Genomic DNA, 18,923 nt, shown 5'->3' with positions numbered 1-18,923 from the left:
AGAGCAAAGAACCTACCGCAGGAAAACCACCCAAAAACCATGTTTTCTTGCGGTTTTTTGTGTGGCAAAAAAAGTGTCTGGCATAGTCTTACTAAAGCAAGCTCACTGCCTTGGCTGAGCTTTGCTCCTAAGAGCAAGGTCATATTCAGGTCACATTTCTTGTTTATACTAAAAGGAGAAGTAAAGGAGTGTGCATAATATGAAAGTTGCATGGAGTGAGCTGACCTATCAGCCCAAAAAATACCTTTTAGTAGAAGGTTTGATTGTTGTGATGATGTTTATGGTGGTTTTTTTGACCGGCCTTGCTAATGGCCTGGGCCGAGATGTCAGTGCCCAGATTGAGCAATTCGGAGGTAGGCATTATCTCTTGTCAGATGATTCTAAAGGACTGATTACGTTTTCTAATATAACAGCGCAGCAAAGCACTCAGCTAAAGCAACAGTATGGCTCTGAGGGTGCTGAGCTTGTGATTCAACGCGCAGCCATTCAAGCAAAAGGCACAAGTGAAAAGCAAGATGCCACCTACTTTGCGATTGCTCCTGAAGAAGATTTGAATCCGGCCGTGCATGCGGGCCATCGGCTGGGCCAAACAAAGGGGCAGGCAGTCTTGGATGAGAGCTTTTATGATAAGGGCTTACGCCTGGGCGATCGACTCAAAGACACTACTACCAATCAATGGCTAGAAGTTGTGGGCTTTGTGAAGGATGCTAAGTATGGCCATAGTCCGGTTATCTTTATTTCCAAAGCAACCTATACCCAACTACGGCAAAAAACCATGCCGCAATATGAGTGGCAGCCACAGGCCTATAGTTTGCCCAAAGCAAGCAAGCTGACTACTGTGCCTAAAGGGCTTGAGACGTATTCCAAAGCCCAAATTATCCAAAAGATTCCTGGTTATCAAGCAGAAGCTTTAACCTTATCGATGATTATCTGGGTCTTGGTTGTGGCTTCTTCGGCGATTCTAGGTGTGTTCTTCTATATTTTGACGCTGCAAAAATTAAAACAATTTGGTGTGCTCAAAGCCATTGGCTTTTCCATGGCTCAGATTGCTGGTATGCAATTGGCCCAGATCTTTCTTTTGGCCTTGGCCGGCTTAGGTCTAGGAACCGCTCTGGCTGTTGGCTTAGCACAGGTCTTGCCAAAGGCCATGCCTTTCTTTTTGACCTGGACAAGGGTGGGGCTTTTAGCTTGTGCCTTTCTAATCATTGCGCTTTTGTGTGGCTCCTTGTCGCTCTTTAAGGTTAGACAGGTTGATCCCGTACAGGTTATTGGTGGAAATGGAGAATAGGATGAATCAATTAGAACTAATAGACATCACAAAAGGGTTTAAGGACGGCGAGGGCTACCAGCTCGTCCTTGATCACCTTGCTTTAACGGTGGCAGCGGGGGAATTTGTCGCCATCTTGGGTCCGTCTGGCTCTGGCAAATCGACGCTGTTATCAATTGCTGGTTTGCTTTTATCACCTGATACTGGGCACTTAAAGATTGCCGGACAGGATATGACTGGTCTTAAACAAACAGAGTGGACTAAAAAACGTCAGGCACTGTTAGGTTTTATCTTCCAAGACCACCAATTGCTGCCCTTTATGACCATTGAACAACAGTTAGCCCTAGTTGCCAAGGTCAAAGGGGTGAAGAAAGCCGACATTGCAAAGACTGTGGAGCAGTTATTAGGGGATCTAGGTATGGCCGACTCGGCCAAAAAACATCCCAATCAATTATCAGGCGGCCAAAAGCAAAGGGTGGCCATTGCGCGTGCTTTTTTAGGGAATTCCCAAGTCATACTAGCTGATGAGCCCACTGCTAGCCTTGATCCAGAGCGTGGCCGTGATATTGTTGCTTTGATTCAAAAAGAAGTCAAAGAAAAACAAAAGGCAGCTATTATGGTGACACATGACCGCTCGGTCTTAGACTTTGTGGACACAGTCTATGAGCTCAAGCAAGGTCAGCTGCAAAAATTCTCCTAAAAAGGCAACGCAAGAAGTGTGCTGGGTAAAAAGAAGAACAAAAGAGCGGTGAAAGTGAACCGCTCTTTGTCAAATGAAGGGATAGTCAACTCATAAAAAACGAGGCAAGGACTTTGTGGCTCATGTCAAAAGGGTAAACTCCTTGTCTTTTTGGGGGTAAGGGAGCTGCTTGTAAAAACAGCTAGAGGCGCCGCCGGCTGTGCCAGTCATTAAAGCCATCAGTTGTGTCATTCATTAGAGTCGCCAGTTGTGTCAGACATTAGAGTCGCCAGTTGTGTCAGACATTAGGGCCGCCGGCTGTGCCAGTCATTAAAGCCATCAGTTGTGTCAGTCATTAGGGACGCCAGTTGTGTCAGTTATTATCTGCACCAGCGACTATTTCCATAAAGACTTTATCAGATTGAGCCCACCTATAGGCTATTTCTTGTGCTATAATGACAGAAAAAGAAAGAACAAAGGAGTTGCCATGTTTACAATCTTAGTTGCTGAAGATGACCAGTCCTTAAATACCATCATTTCCACTAAGCTACGTCAGGAGCATTATCAGGTCTATTCGGCTTTTAATGGGCAGCAAGTCCTTGATATGATGGAGACAGAGTCTATTGATTTACTGATTACAGATATTATGATGCCTATAAAGGATGGCTATGCCCTCGTGCAGGATCTGCGTGGTGCTAACGACCAATTGCCAATTCTGATGATTACGGCAAAAGCGCAGCTGCAGGCCTTGGAGCAAGCTTTTAAACTGGGTGTTGATGATTATTTGGTCAAGCCGGTGCGGCTGTCAGAGTTGAGCTTGCGGGTCAAGGCGCTTTTGCGACGGGCACAATTAGAAGCTGAGCAGCACTTACAAGTGGGGCAAACGAGACTAGATTACAACCAATTAACCCTCACAAACCTAGCAACCAAGCAGCTCCTGCAATTGCCCCCAAAAGAATTCTATGTTCTCTACAAGCTATTGAGTCATCCTGAAAAGATCTTTACGCGCCTGGATTTGCTAGATGATATTTGGGGTATGGATGACGAGCGTGACGAACGCCTCGTTGATGCTTGTATCAAGCGCTTACGAAAGAAATGTCAAGGAATGCGTGACTTTCAGATCATAACCATTCGAGGGCTTGGCTACAAAGGAAGGATCAGCAATGACTAAGACTAAACATCTTGAGCGCTCCTTGCGGTATTATTTTGTCTATTTGTTTATCGCGATCTTATCGACAAGCAGCCTGTTAGGGTTTGGCCTTATCTTTGTTTTAAAAAATCTCCTTGGTTTCAAAGCTTCCTTGGTTATTTGGCTGCTGCTGTATACTGTTGTCTTGCTGGTGAGCGGCAGCTTAATCATGTGGTTTGGATCCTTTCATCTCACAAACCCGATTAATCAGCTAAATCAGGCCGTCCAGCGCGTGGCGCAAGGGGATTTTTCCATTAGCATCGTACGCAGGTCCTATCCTAAAGACCAAGCGCCCTACCACAATGAGCTGGACGAATTGTCACAAAATGTCACTAAAATGGCTAAGTCCCTACAAAATATTGCCCAATTGCGTCAGGATTTTATTTCCAATGTTTCCCATGAGCTCAAGACGCCCATTGCCGCGCTAGCTGGGGTTAGTGAGCTGCTCATGGATCGCAGTCTGCCAGCTAAGGAACAAGCCGAGCTGCTGGGCTTGATGCAAAAAGAAACCGAACGTCTGACGCGCTTGTGTGATGGCATGCTCAGCCTATCACGCCTAAACAAGGAACCAGTGCCAGTGGATGGTGTGGCGATTGATGAGCAAATCCGCCAGGCTTTGATCCTCTTGACAGAAAAATGGTCAAATAAACAGATCAAGCTAAACATTGCGGCAAAGCCCGTCCGGATTAGAACCGTTCCTGACTTGACTATGCAAATCTGGCTCAATCTCTTGGATAACGCCATTAAATATTCAGACAATTCTCCAGAGCTTGAGATTACCGTGCACATGGTAGGCGGGGAGGCCCAGGTCATTTTAAAAGACCATGGTCAAGGCATCCCACAAGACCATTTGGACCGGGTTTTTGAGCAGTTTTTTCAAAGTGATACATCGCATGCGCAAGAAGGGAGTGGCCTTGGGCTTGCTATTGTGGCTCAGATCATCAAGCAGCTGGATGGACGCATCGCATTGACCAGTCAAGAACAGCGAGGGACGACTGTGACAGTGACGCTCCCTAAGCGCCTGAATCTGGCTGCTAGTGCTAGTCTGCCTCCCAAAAGCTAAGGACTGCGGCCGTGACGCCGTGATATGTAGCAGCGAACGCTTGGCAGCTTGGAAGGCAAAAAAAGCGTGTCAGCACAGCTGCCTGAGATAGAAAAAAAGCAACTAAGGCCCACAATCAGCACTCATCATTATTTGTTGTTCACATTGCCTTTTAGAAGGAGATTATTATGGATTTAGTGACCCCTGTTTTTGACCAGCTCCAAGCGCTCGGTCTGCCCTATCAGCTCATCGAGCACGCGCCAGCTCTGACCACTGAACAGGCTGATGACTTTATCGCATGGCTTCCTGGCGTTAGGACCAAAACGTTGTTTTTAACCAATAAAAAGAAAACGCAGTTTTACCTGTTAATCATGGATGACCGCAAGCAGCTTGATATGGAGCAGTTTAGAGAGCTGGTCGGTGCTAATCGGATACGCCTAGCTTCTAATGCTAGCTTAGAGGAAAAGATGGCTCTCCAACCAGGCCTCGTCTCGCCCTTTGGCTTGCTCTTTAACCAAGATCATGATATTCAGGTGTATATTGATGCAGCGATTGTGTCACAAGAGTGCATGACGTTTCACCCTAATACGAATGAAAAAACCATTTTCATTGCCACGCCTGATTTACTGACGTTTTTGGAGAAAATCACTTATCCTGCTCAGATAGTGACGTTGGCATAATACTTAAAAGCACTTGCTTTATTGGCAGGTGCTTTTAGATGGTCTTGCTAAGAGAGAGGCGGGTAATGCTAAAGGGATTAAAGGCCAAGAATCTACATGCCCAGGCTAGGTTACTTTTGCAGTTTGGTTATTATCTGTTTAGTCGGGCTGAGACTTGCTATGCTTTTTTTCTGTATTGCTTGCTATGAGCGGACTGCACAGCTCGCTCAGCGATTTTTTGGATCTTAATAGTTGAGTTGTTTTGGTAAATAACGCCGTTGATGAGGGCGCCATGCGCATATAAGTTTGGCGTTAGTCCATATTTGGGAGAAATGACCTGGGCTGTTGCAGCTAGGACACTGAGTCCCTGAGTACTGTCAATTTGCACCAGCTGTTGGTCAATCAATGATTGCAATAAAGGGCTCGCTCTTTTGAGATTTTTCTCGTTTAGCTGATAGCCTGTGGCGTTGATGATTCTATCCACATAGAGAGTTTGGCCTTTTCTTGTCCTAAGGCTAAAGCCCTTGCCAGCTTGTTGAATCGTAGTTACTGACTCAAGCATTTGCAGCTGATTGTGACTCGCACCGGTGAGGATGACGTGGGCAGAAGGCTCAGGCATGGGATTTCGCAAATTCACGATGGCCTTATGATAGGTTTTTTGGTAGATTTTGCGATCAGATAGCGACATCAAAGGCCAAAGATCAGTCAGCCAGTCAACCACTCGATTGGCCACTTGTTGTAAACCATCAAGCGGCTCTGCATTTTCTAAGGATAAAAGTAAACCAGCTATCCCACGCGCCAGATACTGCCTAGTAGCACTTTGCCAATCGGCAAAACCAAGTGCCTCTAGCTCTTTTTCGAGCAGCGCCTCAAAGCTGGCAAGATCAAAGCAAGTTTGCCCTTGATGTAGGAGTTGTTTGAGTGCTTTATCGGTTAAGAATTGCCAATGGATGGGCTGGCTCTTAAGTATGCGCACCGTTGGTAAGAAGTTAGAGCGAGAAAAAGCCCTAATGTGGGCTGAGGTATTGAGCAAGAGCCACTTGATGACATCCACTGCCGCAAGACCCGTCCCAATCACCGCTACTCTTGTCTCTTGCCAATCTAGCTTAGCGAGTCCTTGAATAGGATAGGGGTCACTGATGTAGTTGGGCAGACCCGCCAAACCATAAGGATCCATCACCGGCAAGGCCCCACAAGCAAGGTGGATGACATCAAAAAGCGGCTCAAAAGGCCCATTGTCAAGCCTCAGCTGCCAAACCCCAATATCTGGTAAGTAGTGCAAGTCTTGGACCTGCTGAGTGATGACAGTGACGGGTAGACTTTGGATTAATTGCTGCGCCCGTTCAGTCATATAGCGCCCATAAAGGGCGCGTGCTACATAACTGTCTTTGGTGTCGAGCTGATGTGCCGTAAGCCAAGCTGTAAAATCCGCCATTTGCTGGTAATCAAAAGAAATCGCATCAATGGGCGAATTAATTAAAGCTGATGCATCATCTTGTTGAAAAGGAATTCCCCGGCCAAAATGCTCAGCATCATCAAAGCAAAAAATCTGCATCTGAGCAAGTTCTGTAGCAGAAAGGCGCGATAGTGCCAGCAAAACAGCCAGCCCACTAACTCCCATACCAATAATACCAATCGTTTGTTTCAATCCCCGAGCCCCCTTTTTACTATGATAGCATAAAAACCAGAGCAAGCAGCTCATCAAGCCATCAGAAAAAAAGAATTTTCTCCCAAACTGTCACAAACGTCTCTCTAAAAACATACTAGCTACCAGCAGCATACTTGAGTAAAGAAAGGCGTTACTAGTGCTGTTAGCCCTTGCTTTTGGGAAAAGTAGCAAGCTTAGTAGACGTTTACCCTAATAGGTCATAAGTTTACTCACCCTGATTAGACTTAGGCAATTAATGAAGTCATAAGCCTTAATTAAGAATTGCTTAATAAATGCTATAGAGTTACTTAAGAAGTCCTTGCTAAACTATAGTCAAGAAAAAAGAAAAGAGGACTTCAACATGACTCAAGCGAAAACTTCATATTTGGCAGATAAAAAAATAGGCTCTGGCTTGACGGGCGTTCTTGTGACAGCTAGTGCGGCTTTCTTAATGACCGTGGCACAGCCTGCAATCGCTGAGCAAAAGATGGATATGGGCTCAGAATCAAAAATGATGATGACAACGATGATGCAGGACCAAGCGACTGATAAAGACGTCAAAGAAGCAGTGATGATGCTAGCTGATGACATCAACGTCCCTGGTGCTTATCTAAAGAATGCACAGTTCCCTGGACCTTTCACTGCTGGTGTTAACCAAGTCATTCCGTTTGAGAATTTTGGTGGGGACGGCATGCTAACTCGCCTCTTATTGAAATCAGCCAAAGGAGCTGCTTGGTCTGATAATGGCAGTGCCAAACATGAGGCCCTAGCACCCGTTGCTCATTTAGCAAAAGGCATGTATTTCTACCAAGTCAAACTCACAGGAGAAACTGGTAAACTACAAGATATGGCTTTGCTAGATCAGCTCAAAATGAACGGCATGAAGACCTATAAAGCCATGGTTTTAGTCTATGGTGCTAAAGATGGCAAAGCTGACATGGCAAACCAAGTCGCTAGTAAAGATGTCATGATTACCCTAAATCACGACACCACTGACCAAGAAGTCAAAGAAGGCGTGAAGACAATGGTTGCTAACAAATCAGAAGTGCCTGTAAAATACCTCAAAAAGGCAAAATACCCTGGACCTTTCACCGCTGGTGTTAACCAAATCATCCCACTAGAGAGCTTGGGTGGTGATGGCATGTTAACCCGCCTCTTGTTGACATCATCTAAGGGAGCTGCTTGGTCTGATAATGGCAAAGCTAAACACAAGGCACTGTTACCTGTCAAAGAATTAGAAAAAGGTCGTTATTTCTATCAAGTCCAGCTAGCAGGTAAAGAGGGCAAACTCCAAAAGAAAGCCCTTTTGAAAAAGCTAAAGGCAAATGGCAAACACAGCTACAAAGCCACGGTTAAAGTCTATGGTGCCAAAGACGGCAAGGCTGACAAAAACCAAGTCATTGATGAAAAAATGATCACCTTCATGGTTAAATAGGCAAAAAAAACAAGTCCTACGTTGTTGCACCAAAAACTCATGCTAACTTAACTCCTAACACCGACACCAAAAACGAATGATAGCAGCAGGTCGCACTGACCTCACCTAGCCTCATTCGTTTTTTTATTTTGTGGTTTTTCTGCGGCATATGTGCCATCAACCATCAGCTTTTTTGTGACTGTCAGCCTGGCTGCTTGGGCTTGGCCTAAGGGAGCCTGGTTTTTGCGAGCTAGTCGCCTTAGACCATTGTCAGTATAGGCTTTGCCGCTCAGCAATTAGCCATCGGCTTAAAGGTCTGGCCTCCTGGGCTTTTTTCTTGTGGCCTTTTAGATGTCAATGTGTCTCAATCTCACAATGGCCAGCCAAAGCGTGATGAAGATAAGGGCAGTTAGGATTAAGCTTGGGATGAACAAGTCATGGATGTTGGTGCTTCCTGTTAGGTAGCTGCTTTGATGTTGCAGCAAAAGCAATGGATTGTAATCTTTGGTTAGTTTAAAGTAGCTGCTGATAAAGCAGACTACAATCACCGCAAGGATACCAAGGAGGACACCACTTGTTTTTTGAAAAAGGCAGAAAAAAACAAAATCAAACTGATGAGAAACACCCCAACCAGCCAAGAAGCTGCATAGACCAGCAGCTTGTCTTGCCCACGCCCATTGAAATAATAGAGAGTGTAGCCGTAGTGAATGAGAGAACCTAGGCCATAAGCCAGACTCCAAAGGCCTGTCATCATGATGAATTTTGCCATGATAATAACAGCTTTAGAAAGCCCTTTGGTAATCAGATTAATCAAAGTACCTCTCATCAGTTCCTGCGTCAGACTACCACTAAAGAGCAAGACCAAAATCAACAGTCCCAGCTGATTGATGTTTTTAAAGTATTGGTTATAAGAATCAAGATAGGTCGGATCAGGGATGGCTTGCGCCACGTTTTGGGGGAGCAGCTTAGCCTGATGGTAACCAGGTTTGTCGAACGCTGCTGTAAGAGGTATACTAAAAAGTGTAACCTAATGGAGGTTGTTGTGTTAAGCTGTTTGACAAACAGCGTCTGTAAAAGAAAAGGAGTGAAATATGCTACGTCTTAAAGAGGGGAGAACCCGTGTGTTCCCTGCAAAAAAATGCTATCTAGGTAGTTTAGCTGCGCTCGTTATTTTGATCCTAGCCCAAGTGGTGAGTCAACTATTAGAGGCGGGCTTGGAATGGCTCCATCTGCCTGCCTTTATCGCGGTAGCCTTGTCAGGCCTAAGCTATATCGGTTTGACCTATTCCTTGTTAAAAGTCCTGGTTCACGTGTATTTAAAACGCGATCTAGCGGCATTTGGTCTAGGTCCCTGCTTGATGCAAGGAAAATGGTTGCTGGTAGGTCTCCTCTTGCCACTCCTGGTCAGTCTGGTTTATTTTCTCTTACCAGGCCACTTTTACTGGGGCCATAAATCACTGCCTGAGGTCTTGACGGTGCTTAGTCGGGGCATCTTTTTCACTGGATTTGGCGCTGGTTTTGTGGAAGAAATGGTCTTTCGCGGCCTTATTATGACTCTGATTAGGGACAGGTGGGGCACGGTGATTTCTATCTTTCTTCCTTCTTTCTTATTTGCTTTGCTTCATCTCATTGGTGAGAACTTTACGCTCATCAGCCTTGCCTTGGTCCTCCTAGCTGGGACGGTAGTCGGTAGCATGTTTTCCCTCATTGCCTATGAGGGAGGCCATGTGTGGAACAATGCTCTGGTGCATTCCCTCTGGAACAGTGTCATTATTAGTGGTATTATCGGCATTTCACCGCACATTGATTCCTACAATATTAGCCACTATGTACTGGAACCTTCATCCATTTTGCTAACAGGGGGCCAATTTGGCATTGAAGCATCGCTCATCGCTTTGTTGGCCTATAGTAGCGTGGCCCTTTATGCCTGGTTAGCCCTGCGGGGTAAGGCTAAGCGCTAGCATTTTTGTGACTGTCAGCCTGGCTGCTTGGGCTTTAGCTGTGCTAGTAAGCTTTGGTCCACACACTGGCTCATAAACACAGAACCATAATCTCTAGAAGGCCTTTTCTAGAGGTTTTTTTTGATGGTTCAGGCGGATAAGAAAAGCAAAGCTAATCAGGTGGAGTAGGGGGGAAGTTTGACAAAAATGCTAAATAGCTGTAACCTGCTCAGCGGCATTTGTCAGCTCCTCTAAGGTCGCTCTTGGTGGGAAGGTGGTGAGGAATGTGGACCTAAAACACTGAGAATTTACAGAAAAAAAGAAAAACGTGCTACAATAGAGTCGACAAATAGCCAGGATAAGCAGTGCTTAAAAAGTGTTAAGGAGATGCCATGTCCACAGGAAAGTTAAAAATTTATTTTGGTTATGCCGCCGGTGTTGGCAAGACCTATGCCATGCTTGAAGGTGCTCACGCCGCCAAAAAGGCCGGCTTGGATGTGGTTTCAGGCTATATTGAGCCACATGATCGTCCAGAAACCATGAGATTGTTAAATGGTTTGGAGCAGTTACCGCCCAAACGCTTGATCTACAAAGGCATCACCCTGCATGAGCTGGATATTGATGCCGCTCTCAAGCGGCACCCAGATATTTTGCTCGTGGATGAATTAGCCCACACCAATTGTCCAGGATCGCGCAATAAAAAAAGGTACCAAGATATTAAGGAACTGCTGCATGCCGGCATAGACGTTTACACTACTGTCAATGTTCAGCATATTGATAGTTTGAATGACGTGATTGAAAACATTACGGGAATTGAGGTCAATGAACGCATTCCTGATGCCATTTTTAATCAAGCAGACAAGATTGAATTGGTCGATATTGCCCCTTTAGATTTACTAGAGCGGTTAGATGAAGGAAAGATCTATGGCAAGTGTCAAGCTCATCGTGCCAAGCAACATTTTTTTAAAGAAGAAAAGCTAATTGCACTAAGGGAGATTGCCCTACGTAAAACGGCCGATCAGATTAATCAAAGCGTCATACGAGCTGATACCGTCAACAAAAGCATCACTGCCAAAGAGCATGTCTTAGTTTGTGTGTCGTCCTCTCCTTATGCTCGTCACGTGATTCGGGCTGCTTCGCGCCTGGCTAGTGCTTTTATGGCGGATTTTACAGCCTTATATGTTGGCAGTTTGGACGAAGAAGGCCTTGAATCAAGCTCTGATACCCATCTCCAGCAGAATCTTGAGTTAGCAGAGCAATTAGGTGCTAATATCTCGCTAGTCTACGCCGAAAATGTCTCAAAAGCGATTGTTGACTATGCCAAGGTAAGCCACGTGACCAAGCTAGTGGTCGGAAAGAGCATTGACAGAAGGTTTTGGCCGCAGGAGAATCTTGTTGAGGTTCTCAGCCAAGCCGCTCCTGACCTGGATATTTTTGTGATTCCAAATGCCAGAGGTAAAAAGGTAGGCGATAGTCTAAAGCCTGCCCGGAAACGCTCACTTTCTAGATGGCAGTTTTCCATGAGTGATTTATGGAAAACGTTGATTTCCTTAATTGTTGTGACAGTCATTGGACTTTTGTTTCGCTACTGGCAATTTAGTGTGGATAACATCATAACCATTTATATTTTAGGTGTGCAGATCAATGCTGTTTGGACTAAGGAGAAACTCTCAAGTGTCATTTCTTCGATTCTATCTGTGCTTTGCTTTAACTACTTCTTTACCTTTCCCTACTACACTTTTCAGGCTTTTAGCCCCAACTACCCGATTACCTTTATGATTATGCTCATGGCTGGCTTAATCACCTCTAGCCTGATCAATAGAGGGCAAGAACAAGCCAGAATTTCGACGGAAAAATCCTACCGTACAGAGCTTTTGCTCCAAACCAACAAGGCCTTATCAAAGGCAGCTAACTTGCCAGATATTCTAGAAGCAGTAGCGGTGCAGATCCAAAAACTGCTTGTGCGTGATGTTGTTATCTATTCCGTATCACAGGGCACCTTAAACCAAGCTCGCTATTTTCCAAGCAGTCACTCCACGCAAACTTTGCAGAGTTATGACCAGCAAAAAGAGCGCGGCGTCGCCGAATGGGTTTTGCATAATAATAAGCGTGCTGGGGCAACCACCAATACCTTGTCGGCTGCGCACTACCTGTACCTCTCTATTCAGGGAAAGGACCAAGTCTTTGCCGTGATTGGGATTTTAATGGCAGGTAAACCAGCACTTGATGCTTTTGAAAAATCAGTTCTTCTTGCTGTTTTAGGCGAAGCCGCCCTAGCCTTAGAAAAAGAAAACTTGCGCGAAGAGCAACAAAGCATCAGACTAAAAATGCAAAAGGAGCAGCTGCGGGCAAATTTATTAAGGGCTATTTCCCATGATTTACGCACCCCCCTAACAAGCATCTCCGGCCAGGCCCGCCTAATGATGGAGGCCGCAAATCCCTTAGAGAGAGCCCAAATGGTCGAATTAGCCACCTATATTTATGATGACGCCATGTGGTTGATTAATCTTGTGGAAAATCTGCTGTCAATTACCAAGTTAGATGGTGACGTTGCGTTAACCTTAAGCACCAATGTTTTTGAAGAAATTGTTGAAGAAGCCTTAAAACATATTGATCGGCATGTCAGCCAGCATCATTTTCAGGTGCATTTGTCCAAAGAACTCCTCATGGCCAAGATGGATGGTGCCTTGATGGTCCAGGTCTTGATTAATATTATTAACAATGCCATTAAATACACCCCTCCTGGCTCAGCCATTACCCTAACTACAAAACGCCGAGCTAAGAGTATTGTTGTTGAGGTGGCAGATGATGGTCCTGGGATTAGTGACTCAGATAAGCAGAAGATTTTTGAACTTTTTTACACGCCTGGCCAAAGAGCTGTAGATGCTAAACGTGGTCTTGGCATTGGCTTATCCCTATGTAAGAGCATCATCACTGCCCATGGTGGGGTGATTTATGCCCGGGATAACCAGCCAAAAGGTGTGATTATTGGGTTTACCCTACCTTTAGTGGAGGTGATTGTTTGAGATGATAAAGGATAACATTAGCATTTTAATATGTGAAGATGACCCCTCAGTCAGTAAATTGTTATCACTGACGATGGAAGTTGCAGGCTACCAGTATGTCGCTGTACAAACGGGTCAAGATGCCCTGCGTCACATTGTTTCCCAATTGCCAGATTTGCTGGTGTTGGACCTTGGTTTACCCGATATGGACGGACGAGCAATCATTGAGAAGGTCCGTGGCTTTTCCCAATTGCCAATTATTATTGTCAGTGCTCGCGGAGAAGATAGTGAGAAGATTTTAGCTCTTGATGCTGGAGCAGATGACTACCTGACCAAGCCTTTTAGTACAGACGAACTGCTAGCCAGGGTGAGAGCTAACATTAGACGCTTTCAATTTAGCCAACAACAAGGTGAGCTTAAGGCTGAGCAAACGGAGTTTGTGAATGGCTGGCTGCGCATTTACTTCCCGTCAAATAGTGTCTTTGTTAAGGACGAGGCCGTTCATCTAACTCCCATTGAATACAAGCTGCTCTGTCTCTTATCAGATAATCTTGATAGGGTCTTGACGTATCGTTTTATTGTCAAGGCCATCTGGGGCTACTATGAGGAGGATTTTTCAGCCTTACGTGTTTTTGTAAATACGCTGCGCAAAAAGATCGAACTAGGACCAGAAAGCCCAAGGCTGATCCAAACCCATATCGGCATTGGCTACCGCATGGTCAAATTAGAAGCGTAAACTTTTTTCCTGCCATTTTGCCCTTTGCTTGAAAGCTCAGCTTGTTCACTTCTGCTGCAGGGGGGTTAGCTATTTTTAGAGGTGAGTTGGCCTGCTCACAATTTTGAGGCGCTAAGGCGCCTTTTTTGGCGCAAGCAGCAAAAAGGCTGTGCTTGGCTATTGCATAAAAACGTATCATGAGGGTCTTGACTGTGACAAAGCTCAAGACAGCAGGGCCTAGCTTTTTTTAACCAAGGCTTAACCTGTAGACAGGTGAGGGACTAATTGCTGATGAGCGCGCGTGCTCTGTCACAGTCCTTTGCCTGGTCACAGGTTTTTTTAGTAGCCTTATCTTTATACTATCTTTAGATAGTCTCCTTGATTTTTACACTAGATTTAGATGTTTAGTGCTAGAATGATGGCACACTAAAAGGAGGTGTCGCTTATGTTAGATAGTTTGTTGGTGTTAGCTTTTATCGGCTGTGTTAGCACCATGCTGATTTTGATTGACTGGTGCGACCAACATATTAAAGAAGATTAGAAAGAGGCTTTGTCAGAAATGCTTATTTTAGGATTTATCGTTTTCATATTAGTTGCTTATCTCTTTTATGCTCTGCTCCATCCAGAGAAATTTTAGGGGGAATGGGAGATGTTACAGATTATTGTCGTCTTAGCAGTCGCAGCCCTGCTCATGCTGCCAACTGGCAAATACCTTTATCAGCTAGCTACCGCGCAAAAAACCTTTTTAGACCCTATCATGGATCCGATTGATAACTGGATTTACAAGTGTATTGGCTTAAGGCGGCGCGGTATGACTTGGAAGCAATATGCTATGGCACTAGTCTTGACCAATGCTGTTATGGCTTTGCTCGCATATGTCTTGTTACGAACTCAGGCTTGGCTTTTTTTAAACCCAAATCAAGCTGGTAACTTGGCGCCAGACCTTAGTTTTAATACGGTCATTTCGTTTATCACCAATACAAATCTGCAAGACTATGCAGGTGAGACAGATTTATCTTATCTGAGTCAGATGCTGGTGATTACCTTTATGATGTTTACCTCGGCTGCCTCAGGCTTTGCGGCCGCCATGGCCTTTATCAGAGGTCTATCTGGCAAATACCAGGACATGGGAAATGCTTACGTTGACCTGGTGCGCATCATTACTAGGCTGCTTTTGCCCCTTTCGCTCATAGGGTCGCTCGTCCTTATTTCCCAAGGGGTACCGCAAACTTTTATGCATCAGCTGCAGATCACCACGCTAGAAGGGAAATTCCAAACCATCGCCCTTGGGCCGGTCGCCTCTTTTGAAATCATCAAGCATTTGGGCACCAATGGTGGAGGTTTTTTTGCCGCTAATTCGGCCGCACCTTTTGAAAATCCTAATGTCATCACTAACATGATTGACATTTTATCCATGATGCTTTTACCAGGGGCGACCTTAGTTGCCTTTGGCTATATGGTTGCTGATGAAAAAAGCGAAGCAGCTCCGCCTTTGGCCCTAAAACCAAGGCCTATCAAGCACCGTCTCTGGCAGCTGGGCAAACAAGCCAGACCTTTATGTGGTGTGATGACACTGTTATTTCTTGCGGGCTTATTGCTGATTCTCTGGTCAGAAAGTCAGGGTAATCCCTTGTTTAAGCAACTGGGTCTCAACCAGCTGATGGGCAGCATGGAAGGCAAGGAAGTTCGCTTTGGTGTGCCCATGTCTGGTCTGTTTACCGAGGTGACCACTGCCTTTACCACTGGGGCTGTTAATAATATGCATGATACCTTAACCCCACTAGGTGGGGGTGTCGCCCTGATCAACATGATGCTAAATGTCATCTTTGGCGGCAAGGGCGTTGGCCTGATGAATATGATTTTATATGTCCTTTTGACCGTATTTATCTGCGGTCTCATGATCGGCCGAACGCCAGTTTACCTCGGTAAGAAAATCGAGGGTAAGGAAATGACCTTAATTGCCCTAGGCATTATCATTCATCCCCTCATTATCCTTGGCTTTTCTGCCTTAGCTCTGTCTGTACCAGCAGGAATAGCCGGTATTAGCAATCCTGGCTTTCATGGCCTGTCTCAGGTCGTTTATCAATTTGCCTCAGCTTCAGCTAATAACGGCTCAGGCTTTGAAGGCTTAAAAGATAATACCCTTTTTTGGAATATTTCAACCGGCCTAGCCATGTTTTTCGGGCGCTATGCTACTGTGATTATTCAGCTAGCTATTGCCGGATCTTTGATGATGAAACAGCCCGTCAATGACTCTGTAGGCACCTTGAAAACCGATACCTGGACCTTTACGGGTGTGTTATTGGTGATGGTACTGATTATTTCAGCGCTCACCTTCTTACCTGTGCTTGTCCTTGGTCCCTTGGCTGATTATTTGACAATGTGAGGTTTACAATGATTCCCAAGAAAAAGCATTTTTTAACGCAAGCAATTGTGAAAAGTTCTCTAAAAGGTGCTTTCATGAAGCTTAATCCCACCTACATGATTAAAAATCCTGTCATGTTTGTTGTAGAAGTCGGCTTTGTGATTACCTTGCTGCTCGTTTTGGTCCCTAATGTCTTTTACCAAGGTGATCAGAGTAACCGTACCTATAATGGTCTCGTTGCGATGATTTTGTTTGTCACCCTGCTCTTTGCTAATTTTGCTGAATCCATTGCTGAAGGCCGAGGAAAGGCGCAGGCAGAGAGTCTCAAAAAGACCCAGCAAGCCATGACAGCGCGCCGTCTACGACAAGAAAAAACAAGTAACACCTGGCAAGAAGAAATGATTGATGCCGCTGAGCTAAAAAAAGGCGATATTGTCCTTGTTAAGGTTGGCGAATTGATTCCTAGTGATGGTGAAGTCATCGAAGGAATTGCTTCTGTGGATGAATCGGCGATAACAGGAGAATCAGCGCCAGTTGTTAAAGAATCCGGTGGTGATTTTGCCTTTGTCACAGGAGGCACGAGCCTAGCCAGTGATTGGCTAAAAATCAAAATCACTTCAAATGCGGGAGAGTCTTTTCTTGATAAAATGATTGCGTTAGTAGAAGGTGCTTCTAGACAAAAAACACCTAATGAGATTGCCTTGAGCACCTTGCTAGTGAGTCTAACGATCATTTTCCTCATTGTCATTATAACCTTGTATCCCATAGCGCGTTTTTTGCATATTAGTATTGATGTGTCAACTCTAATTGCCTTGAGTGTTTGCTTAATTCCAACAACGATTGGCGGACTTTTATCCGCTATTGGGATAGCTGGCATGGACCGGGTCACCCGCTTTAATGTCATTGCCATGTCGGGAAAAGCTGTCGAAGCCAGTGGCGATGTTGATACCATGATTTTGGACAAAACGGGCACCATTACATTTGGTAATCGCATGGCAGCTCGCTTTGTGCCGGTAGCTGGGATATCACACGTCACCTTAATGGAAGTGGCCATGCTGAGTTCCCTGCAAGATGAAACCCCAGAAGGCAAGTCCATCCTCAAGCTTGCCAAAGAGCAAGGCTTGGCCCTGCCTGCTGTCACACCTGACATGGCCTTTGTCGACTTTACAGCCCAGACCCGCATGAGCGGCCTTGATTTTGCCTCTGGGCGCATGATTAGAAAGGGGGCCAGCGATGCCATTATCGCTCATGTAAAAGCCAAGCAAGGCCTGGTCCCAGCAGATCTTAAGACCATCACAGAAGAAATCTCCTCAGAAGGCGGAACGCCACTCGTGGTTGCTGATGATAGAAGCATCTTAGGCGTTATTTACTTAAAAGACACGATTAAACCCGGCTTAGTTCAGCGCTTTGCACAACTACGGGAAATGGGGATTAAAACCATCATGTGTACAGGTGATAACCCCCTTACAGCAGCCACTATTGCCCAAGAGGCTGGTGTTGATACCTTTATTGCTGAATGTAAACCTAAAGACAAGATAAAAGCCATCAAAAGAGAGCAGCAATTGGGAAAAGTCGTGGCCATGACAGGTGATGGCACCAATGATGCCCCAGCTTTGGCCCAAGCAGATGTAGGCATTGCTATGAATTCAGGTACCACAGCTGCTAAAGAAGCAGCCAATATGGTTGATTTAGATAGTGATCCGACTAAAATTCTTGATATTGTAGAAATTGGCAAGCAATTATTAATGACCCGCGGGGCCCTAACGACTTTTTCCATTGCTAATGATGTGGCAAAATATTTTGCCATTATCCCAGCTATTTTTATGACGGCGATTCCCCAGATCCAAGTGCTTAATATTATGCACTTAGCTACTCCAGCAAGTGCCATCTTATCAGCATTGATTTTTAACGCCATTATTATTCCCTTGCTGATTCCCGTAGCTATGACAGGAGTAGCCTATAAGCCACAAGGCTCAGAGAAATTACTCACCCATAATATGCTCATTTATGGATTAGGTGGCATTGTACTACCATTTGTTGGAATCAAGCTAATTGATCTTATCCTTACACTCTTTTTGCCTTTGTTGCTAGGTTAGGCATCCCCTACTTGGTGCAATGGTTTACTTGGTGAGGAGGATGTCACCTTTGCTGCGAGCTTTTGAGATATTTTTGTCTTAACTCAAAAAAAGTTAAGGCGATGTCGCCAAAGCTCTTTAGCTCATCACAGCAGGCTTTAGCTAAGTGCTATGCTATTTGCTACCTTATTTAAAAAAATCCTTGGCGCAAACTGTGGGTCAAGGATGTCACGAAAGGAATTCATCAACATGATCAAGAAATTGTTCAGTCATCTCAAAACCCCTTTCTTACTCACCTTAGTCTTTGGCCTGATATGTGGTTTTATCTACCCTGTAGTGGTCACAGCTGTGGGGCAAGTCATTTTTCCTCATCAGGCGCGTGGTAGCCAGATAACCTACCAGGGAAAGGTAGTCGGTTCCGCTTTAATTGGCCAAGACTTTTCATCGGATCGTTTCCTGCACGGCCGGCCCTCAGCAATCCACTATAATACCTACAATGCAAAGCTTAAGACCGTTAAAGTGGCTTCAGGTTCACAAAATTTAGCACCAAGCAATCCAGCCTTAAAAAACCGCGTCCAACATGACTTAAACGCCTTTCTAAGTCAGAATAAAACCATCCACAAAGAAGCTTTGCCAGCTGATCTAGTAACAAGCTCAGGTTCGGGCTTAGACCCAGAGATCAGTCCGCAAAGTGCTAGTTTACAAATTCCGCGTCTAGCGCGCACAACAGGCCTATCCACAGCTACTCTCAAAGGCATTATCGCTCAACATACCAAAGGAAAGCTGCTAGGCTTTATCGGAGAAGAACGCGTCAATGTTTTAGCAGTCAACCTTGAGCTCGAAGCTCGGGCCAAATAACAGCTGAATCAACCTTCCAAACCCCAGACTCGTGAGCCAGCATGTCCCTCAAAATAGCAGGGGCATG

14 protein-coding genes and 1 pseudogene are annotated in these 18,923 nt (G+C 45.1%); 13 read left to right on the top strand and 2 right to left on the bottom strand.

All coding sequences use genetic code 11. The features are described from left to right. The first annotated feature begins 199 nt into the window (after positions 1-199). From GWD08_RS01010 to GWD08_RS00990, 5 genes are all read left to right on the top strand, one after another. On the top strand, positions 200-1,288 hold the full coding sequence (locus GWD08_RS01010) for an ABC transporter permease (protein WP_159563931.1): 1,089 nt from the start codon (positions 200-202) through the stop codon (positions 1,286-1,288). 1 nt (position 1,289) lies between these two features. Next, on the top strand, positions 1,290-1,967 hold the full coding sequence (locus GWD08_RS01005) for an ABC transporter ATP-binding protein (RefSeq protein WP_159563930.1): 678 nt from the start codon (positions 1,290-1,292) through the stop codon (positions 1,965-1,967). 466 nt (positions 1,968-2,433) lie between these two features. Beyond that, positions 2,434-3,117, top strand: coding sequence for a response regulator transcription factor (locus tag GWD08_RS01000; protein WP_159563929.1), 684 nt, complete (start codon positions 2,434-2,436; stop codon positions 3,115-3,117). Beyond that, positions 3,110-4,198: a sensor histidine kinase gene (locus GWD08_RS00995; RefSeq protein ID WP_159544529.1), complete on the top strand. Its 1,089-nt coding sequence runs from the start codon at positions 3,110-3,112 to the stop codon at positions 4,196-4,198. Before GWD08_RS01000 ends, GWD08_RS00995 begins: the two co-directional genes overlap by 8 nt. Before the next feature lie 167 nt (positions 4,199-4,365). Beyond that, on the top strand, positions 4,366-4,857 hold the full coding sequence (locus tag GWD08_RS00990; RefSeq protein ID WP_159563928.1) for a prolyl-tRNA synthetase associated domain-containing protein: 492 nt from the start codon (positions 4,366-4,368) through the stop codon (positions 4,855-4,857). A gap of 157 nt (positions 4,858-5,014) precedes the next feature. Here GWD08_RS00990 and GWD08_RS00985 read toward each other — a convergent pair whose 3' ends face one another. Further along, a complete protein-coding gene (locus GWD08_RS00985; protein WP_159563927.1) occupies positions 5,015-6,484 on the bottom strand; it encodes an FAD/NAD(P)-binding protein in 1,470 nt (489 codons plus the stop codon). Between the two features lie 547 nt (positions 6,485-7,031). Here GWD08_RS00985 and GWD08_RS00980 point away from each other — a divergent pair. Further along, positions 7,032-7,904, top strand: a pseudogene (locus GWD08_RS00980) (SSURE domain-containing protein); the annotation flags it as partial. Positions 7,905-8,442: 538 nt separating this feature from the next. On the opposite strand, the gene GWD08_RS08715 reads toward GWD08_RS00980, so the two are convergent. Then, on the bottom strand, positions 8,443-8,847 hold the full coding sequence (locus GWD08_RS08715; protein WP_244295460.1) for an ABC transporter permease subunit: 405 nt from the start codon (positions 8,845-8,847) through the stop codon (positions 8,443-8,445). Positions 8,848-8,989: 142 nt separating this feature from the next. Between GWD08_RS08715 and GWD08_RS00970 the strand changes: the two genes are divergently transcribed. The 7 genes from GWD08_RS00970 (at position 8,990) to kdpC (ending at position 18,856) form a co-directional block, all read left to right on the top strand. Further along, positions 8,990-9,859 carry a CPBP family intramembrane glutamic endopeptidase gene (locus GWD08_RS00970; protein WP_244295458.1) on the top strand — a complete coding sequence of 290 codons (870 nt, stop codon included), beginning with the start codon at positions 8,990-8,992 and terminating at the stop codon, positions 9,857-9,859. 371 nt (positions 9,860-10,230) lie between these two features. Then, positions 10,231-12,864 (top strand): sensor histidine kinase, encoded by a 2,634-nt coding sequence (locus GWD08_RS00965; RefSeq protein WP_159547981.1) that lies wholly within the window; start codon positions 10,231-10,233, stop codon positions 12,862-12,864. A 1-nt stretch (position 12,865) separates the two neighbouring features. Next, entirely contained in the window at positions 12,866-13,579 is a 714-nt protein-coding gene (locus tag GWD08_RS00960) for a response regulator transcription factor (protein WP_159547983.1), read from the top strand. 538 nt (positions 13,580-14,117) lie between these two features. After that, positions 14,118-14,195: a K(+)-transporting ATPase subunit F gene (gene kdpF / locus GWD08_RS08895; RefSeq protein WP_159544635.1), complete on the top strand. Its 78-nt coding sequence runs from the start codon at positions 14,118-14,120 to the stop codon at positions 14,193-14,195. A gap of 12 nt (positions 14,196-14,207) precedes the next feature. Continuing rightward, entirely contained in the window at positions 14,208-15,944 is a 1,737-nt protein-coding gene (locus tag GWD08_RS00950) for a potassium-transporting ATPase subunit KdpA (protein ID WP_159547985.1), read from the top strand. 8 nt (positions 15,945-15,952) lie between these two features. Further along, on the top strand, positions 15,953-18,019 hold the full coding sequence (gene kdpB / locus GWD08_RS00945) for a potassium-transporting ATPase subunit KdpB (protein ID WP_159547987.1): 2,067 nt from the start codon (positions 15,953-15,955) through the stop codon (positions 18,017-18,019). A gap of 228 nt (positions 18,020-18,247) precedes the next feature. Next, positions 18,248-18,856 carry a potassium-transporting ATPase subunit KdpC gene (gene kdpC / locus GWD08_RS00940; protein ID WP_244295456.1) on the top strand — a complete coding sequence of 203 codons (609 nt, stop codon included), beginning with the start codon at positions 18,248-18,250 and terminating at the stop codon, positions 18,854-18,856. The last annotated feature ends 67 nt before the right edge of the window (positions 18,857-18,923 follow it).

The organism is Streptococcus halichoeri (assembly GCF_009870755.1).
In the GTDB taxonomy this organism is placed as follows: domain Bacteria; phylum Bacillota; class Bacilli; order Lactobacillales; family Streptococcaceae; genus Streptococcus; species Streptococcus halichoeri.
Note: the sequence above shows the minus strand (reverse complement) of the source record. Positions and strands in the feature narration are given on the sequence as shown.

What these genes read in the sequence shown, in the direction of transcription:
- GWD08_RS01005 (WP_159563930.1), top strand. Translation starts at nt 1,290, where the DNA reads ATGAATCAATTAGAACTAATAGACATCACAAAAGGGTTTAAGGACGGC.
- kdpC (WP_244295456.1), top strand. Translation starts at nt 18,248, where the DNA reads ATGATCAAGAAATTGTTCAGTCATCTCAAAACCCCTTTCTTACTCACC.
- kdpF (WP_159544635.1), top strand. Translation starts at nt 14,118, where the DNA reads ATGCTTATTTTAGGATTTATCGTTTTCATATTAGTTGCTTATCTCTTT.
- GWD08_RS00965 (WP_159547981.1), top strand. Translation starts at nt 10,231, where the DNA reads ATGTCCACAGGAAAGTTAAAAATTTATTTTGGTTATGCCGCCGGTGTT.
- GWD08_RS00970 (WP_244295458.1), top strand. Translation starts at nt 8,990, where the DNA reads ATGCTACGTCTTAAAGAGGGGAGAACCCGTGTGTTCCCTGCAAAAAAA.
- GWD08_RS00950 (WP_159547985.1), top strand. Translation starts at nt 14,208, where the DNA reads ATGTTACAGATTATTGTCGTCTTAGCAGTCGCAGCCCTGCTCATGCTG.
- GWD08_RS00995 (WP_159544529.1), top strand. Translation starts at nt 3,110, where the DNA reads ATGACTAAGACTAAACATCTTGAGCGCTCCTTGCGGTATTATTTTGTC.
- GWD08_RS00960 (WP_159547983.1), top strand. Translation starts at nt 12,866, where the DNA reads ATGATAAAGGATAACATTAGCATTTTAATATGTGAAGATGACCCCTCA.
- GWD08_RS00990 (WP_159563928.1), top strand. Translation starts at nt 4,366, where the DNA reads ATGGATTTAGTGACCCCTGTTTTTGACCAGCTCCAAGCGCTCGGTCTG.
- GWD08_RS01000 (WP_159563929.1), top strand. Translation starts at nt 2,434, where the DNA reads ATGTTTACAATCTTAGTTGCTGAAGATGACCAGTCCTTAAATACCATC.
- kdpB (WP_159547987.1), top strand. Translation starts at nt 15,953, where the DNA reads ATGATTCCCAAGAAAAAGCATTTTTTAACGCAAGCAATTGTGAAAAGT.
- GWD08_RS01010 (WP_159563931.1), top strand. Translation starts at nt 200, where the DNA reads ATGAAAGTTGCATGGAGTGAGCTGACCTATCAGCCCAAAAAATACCTT.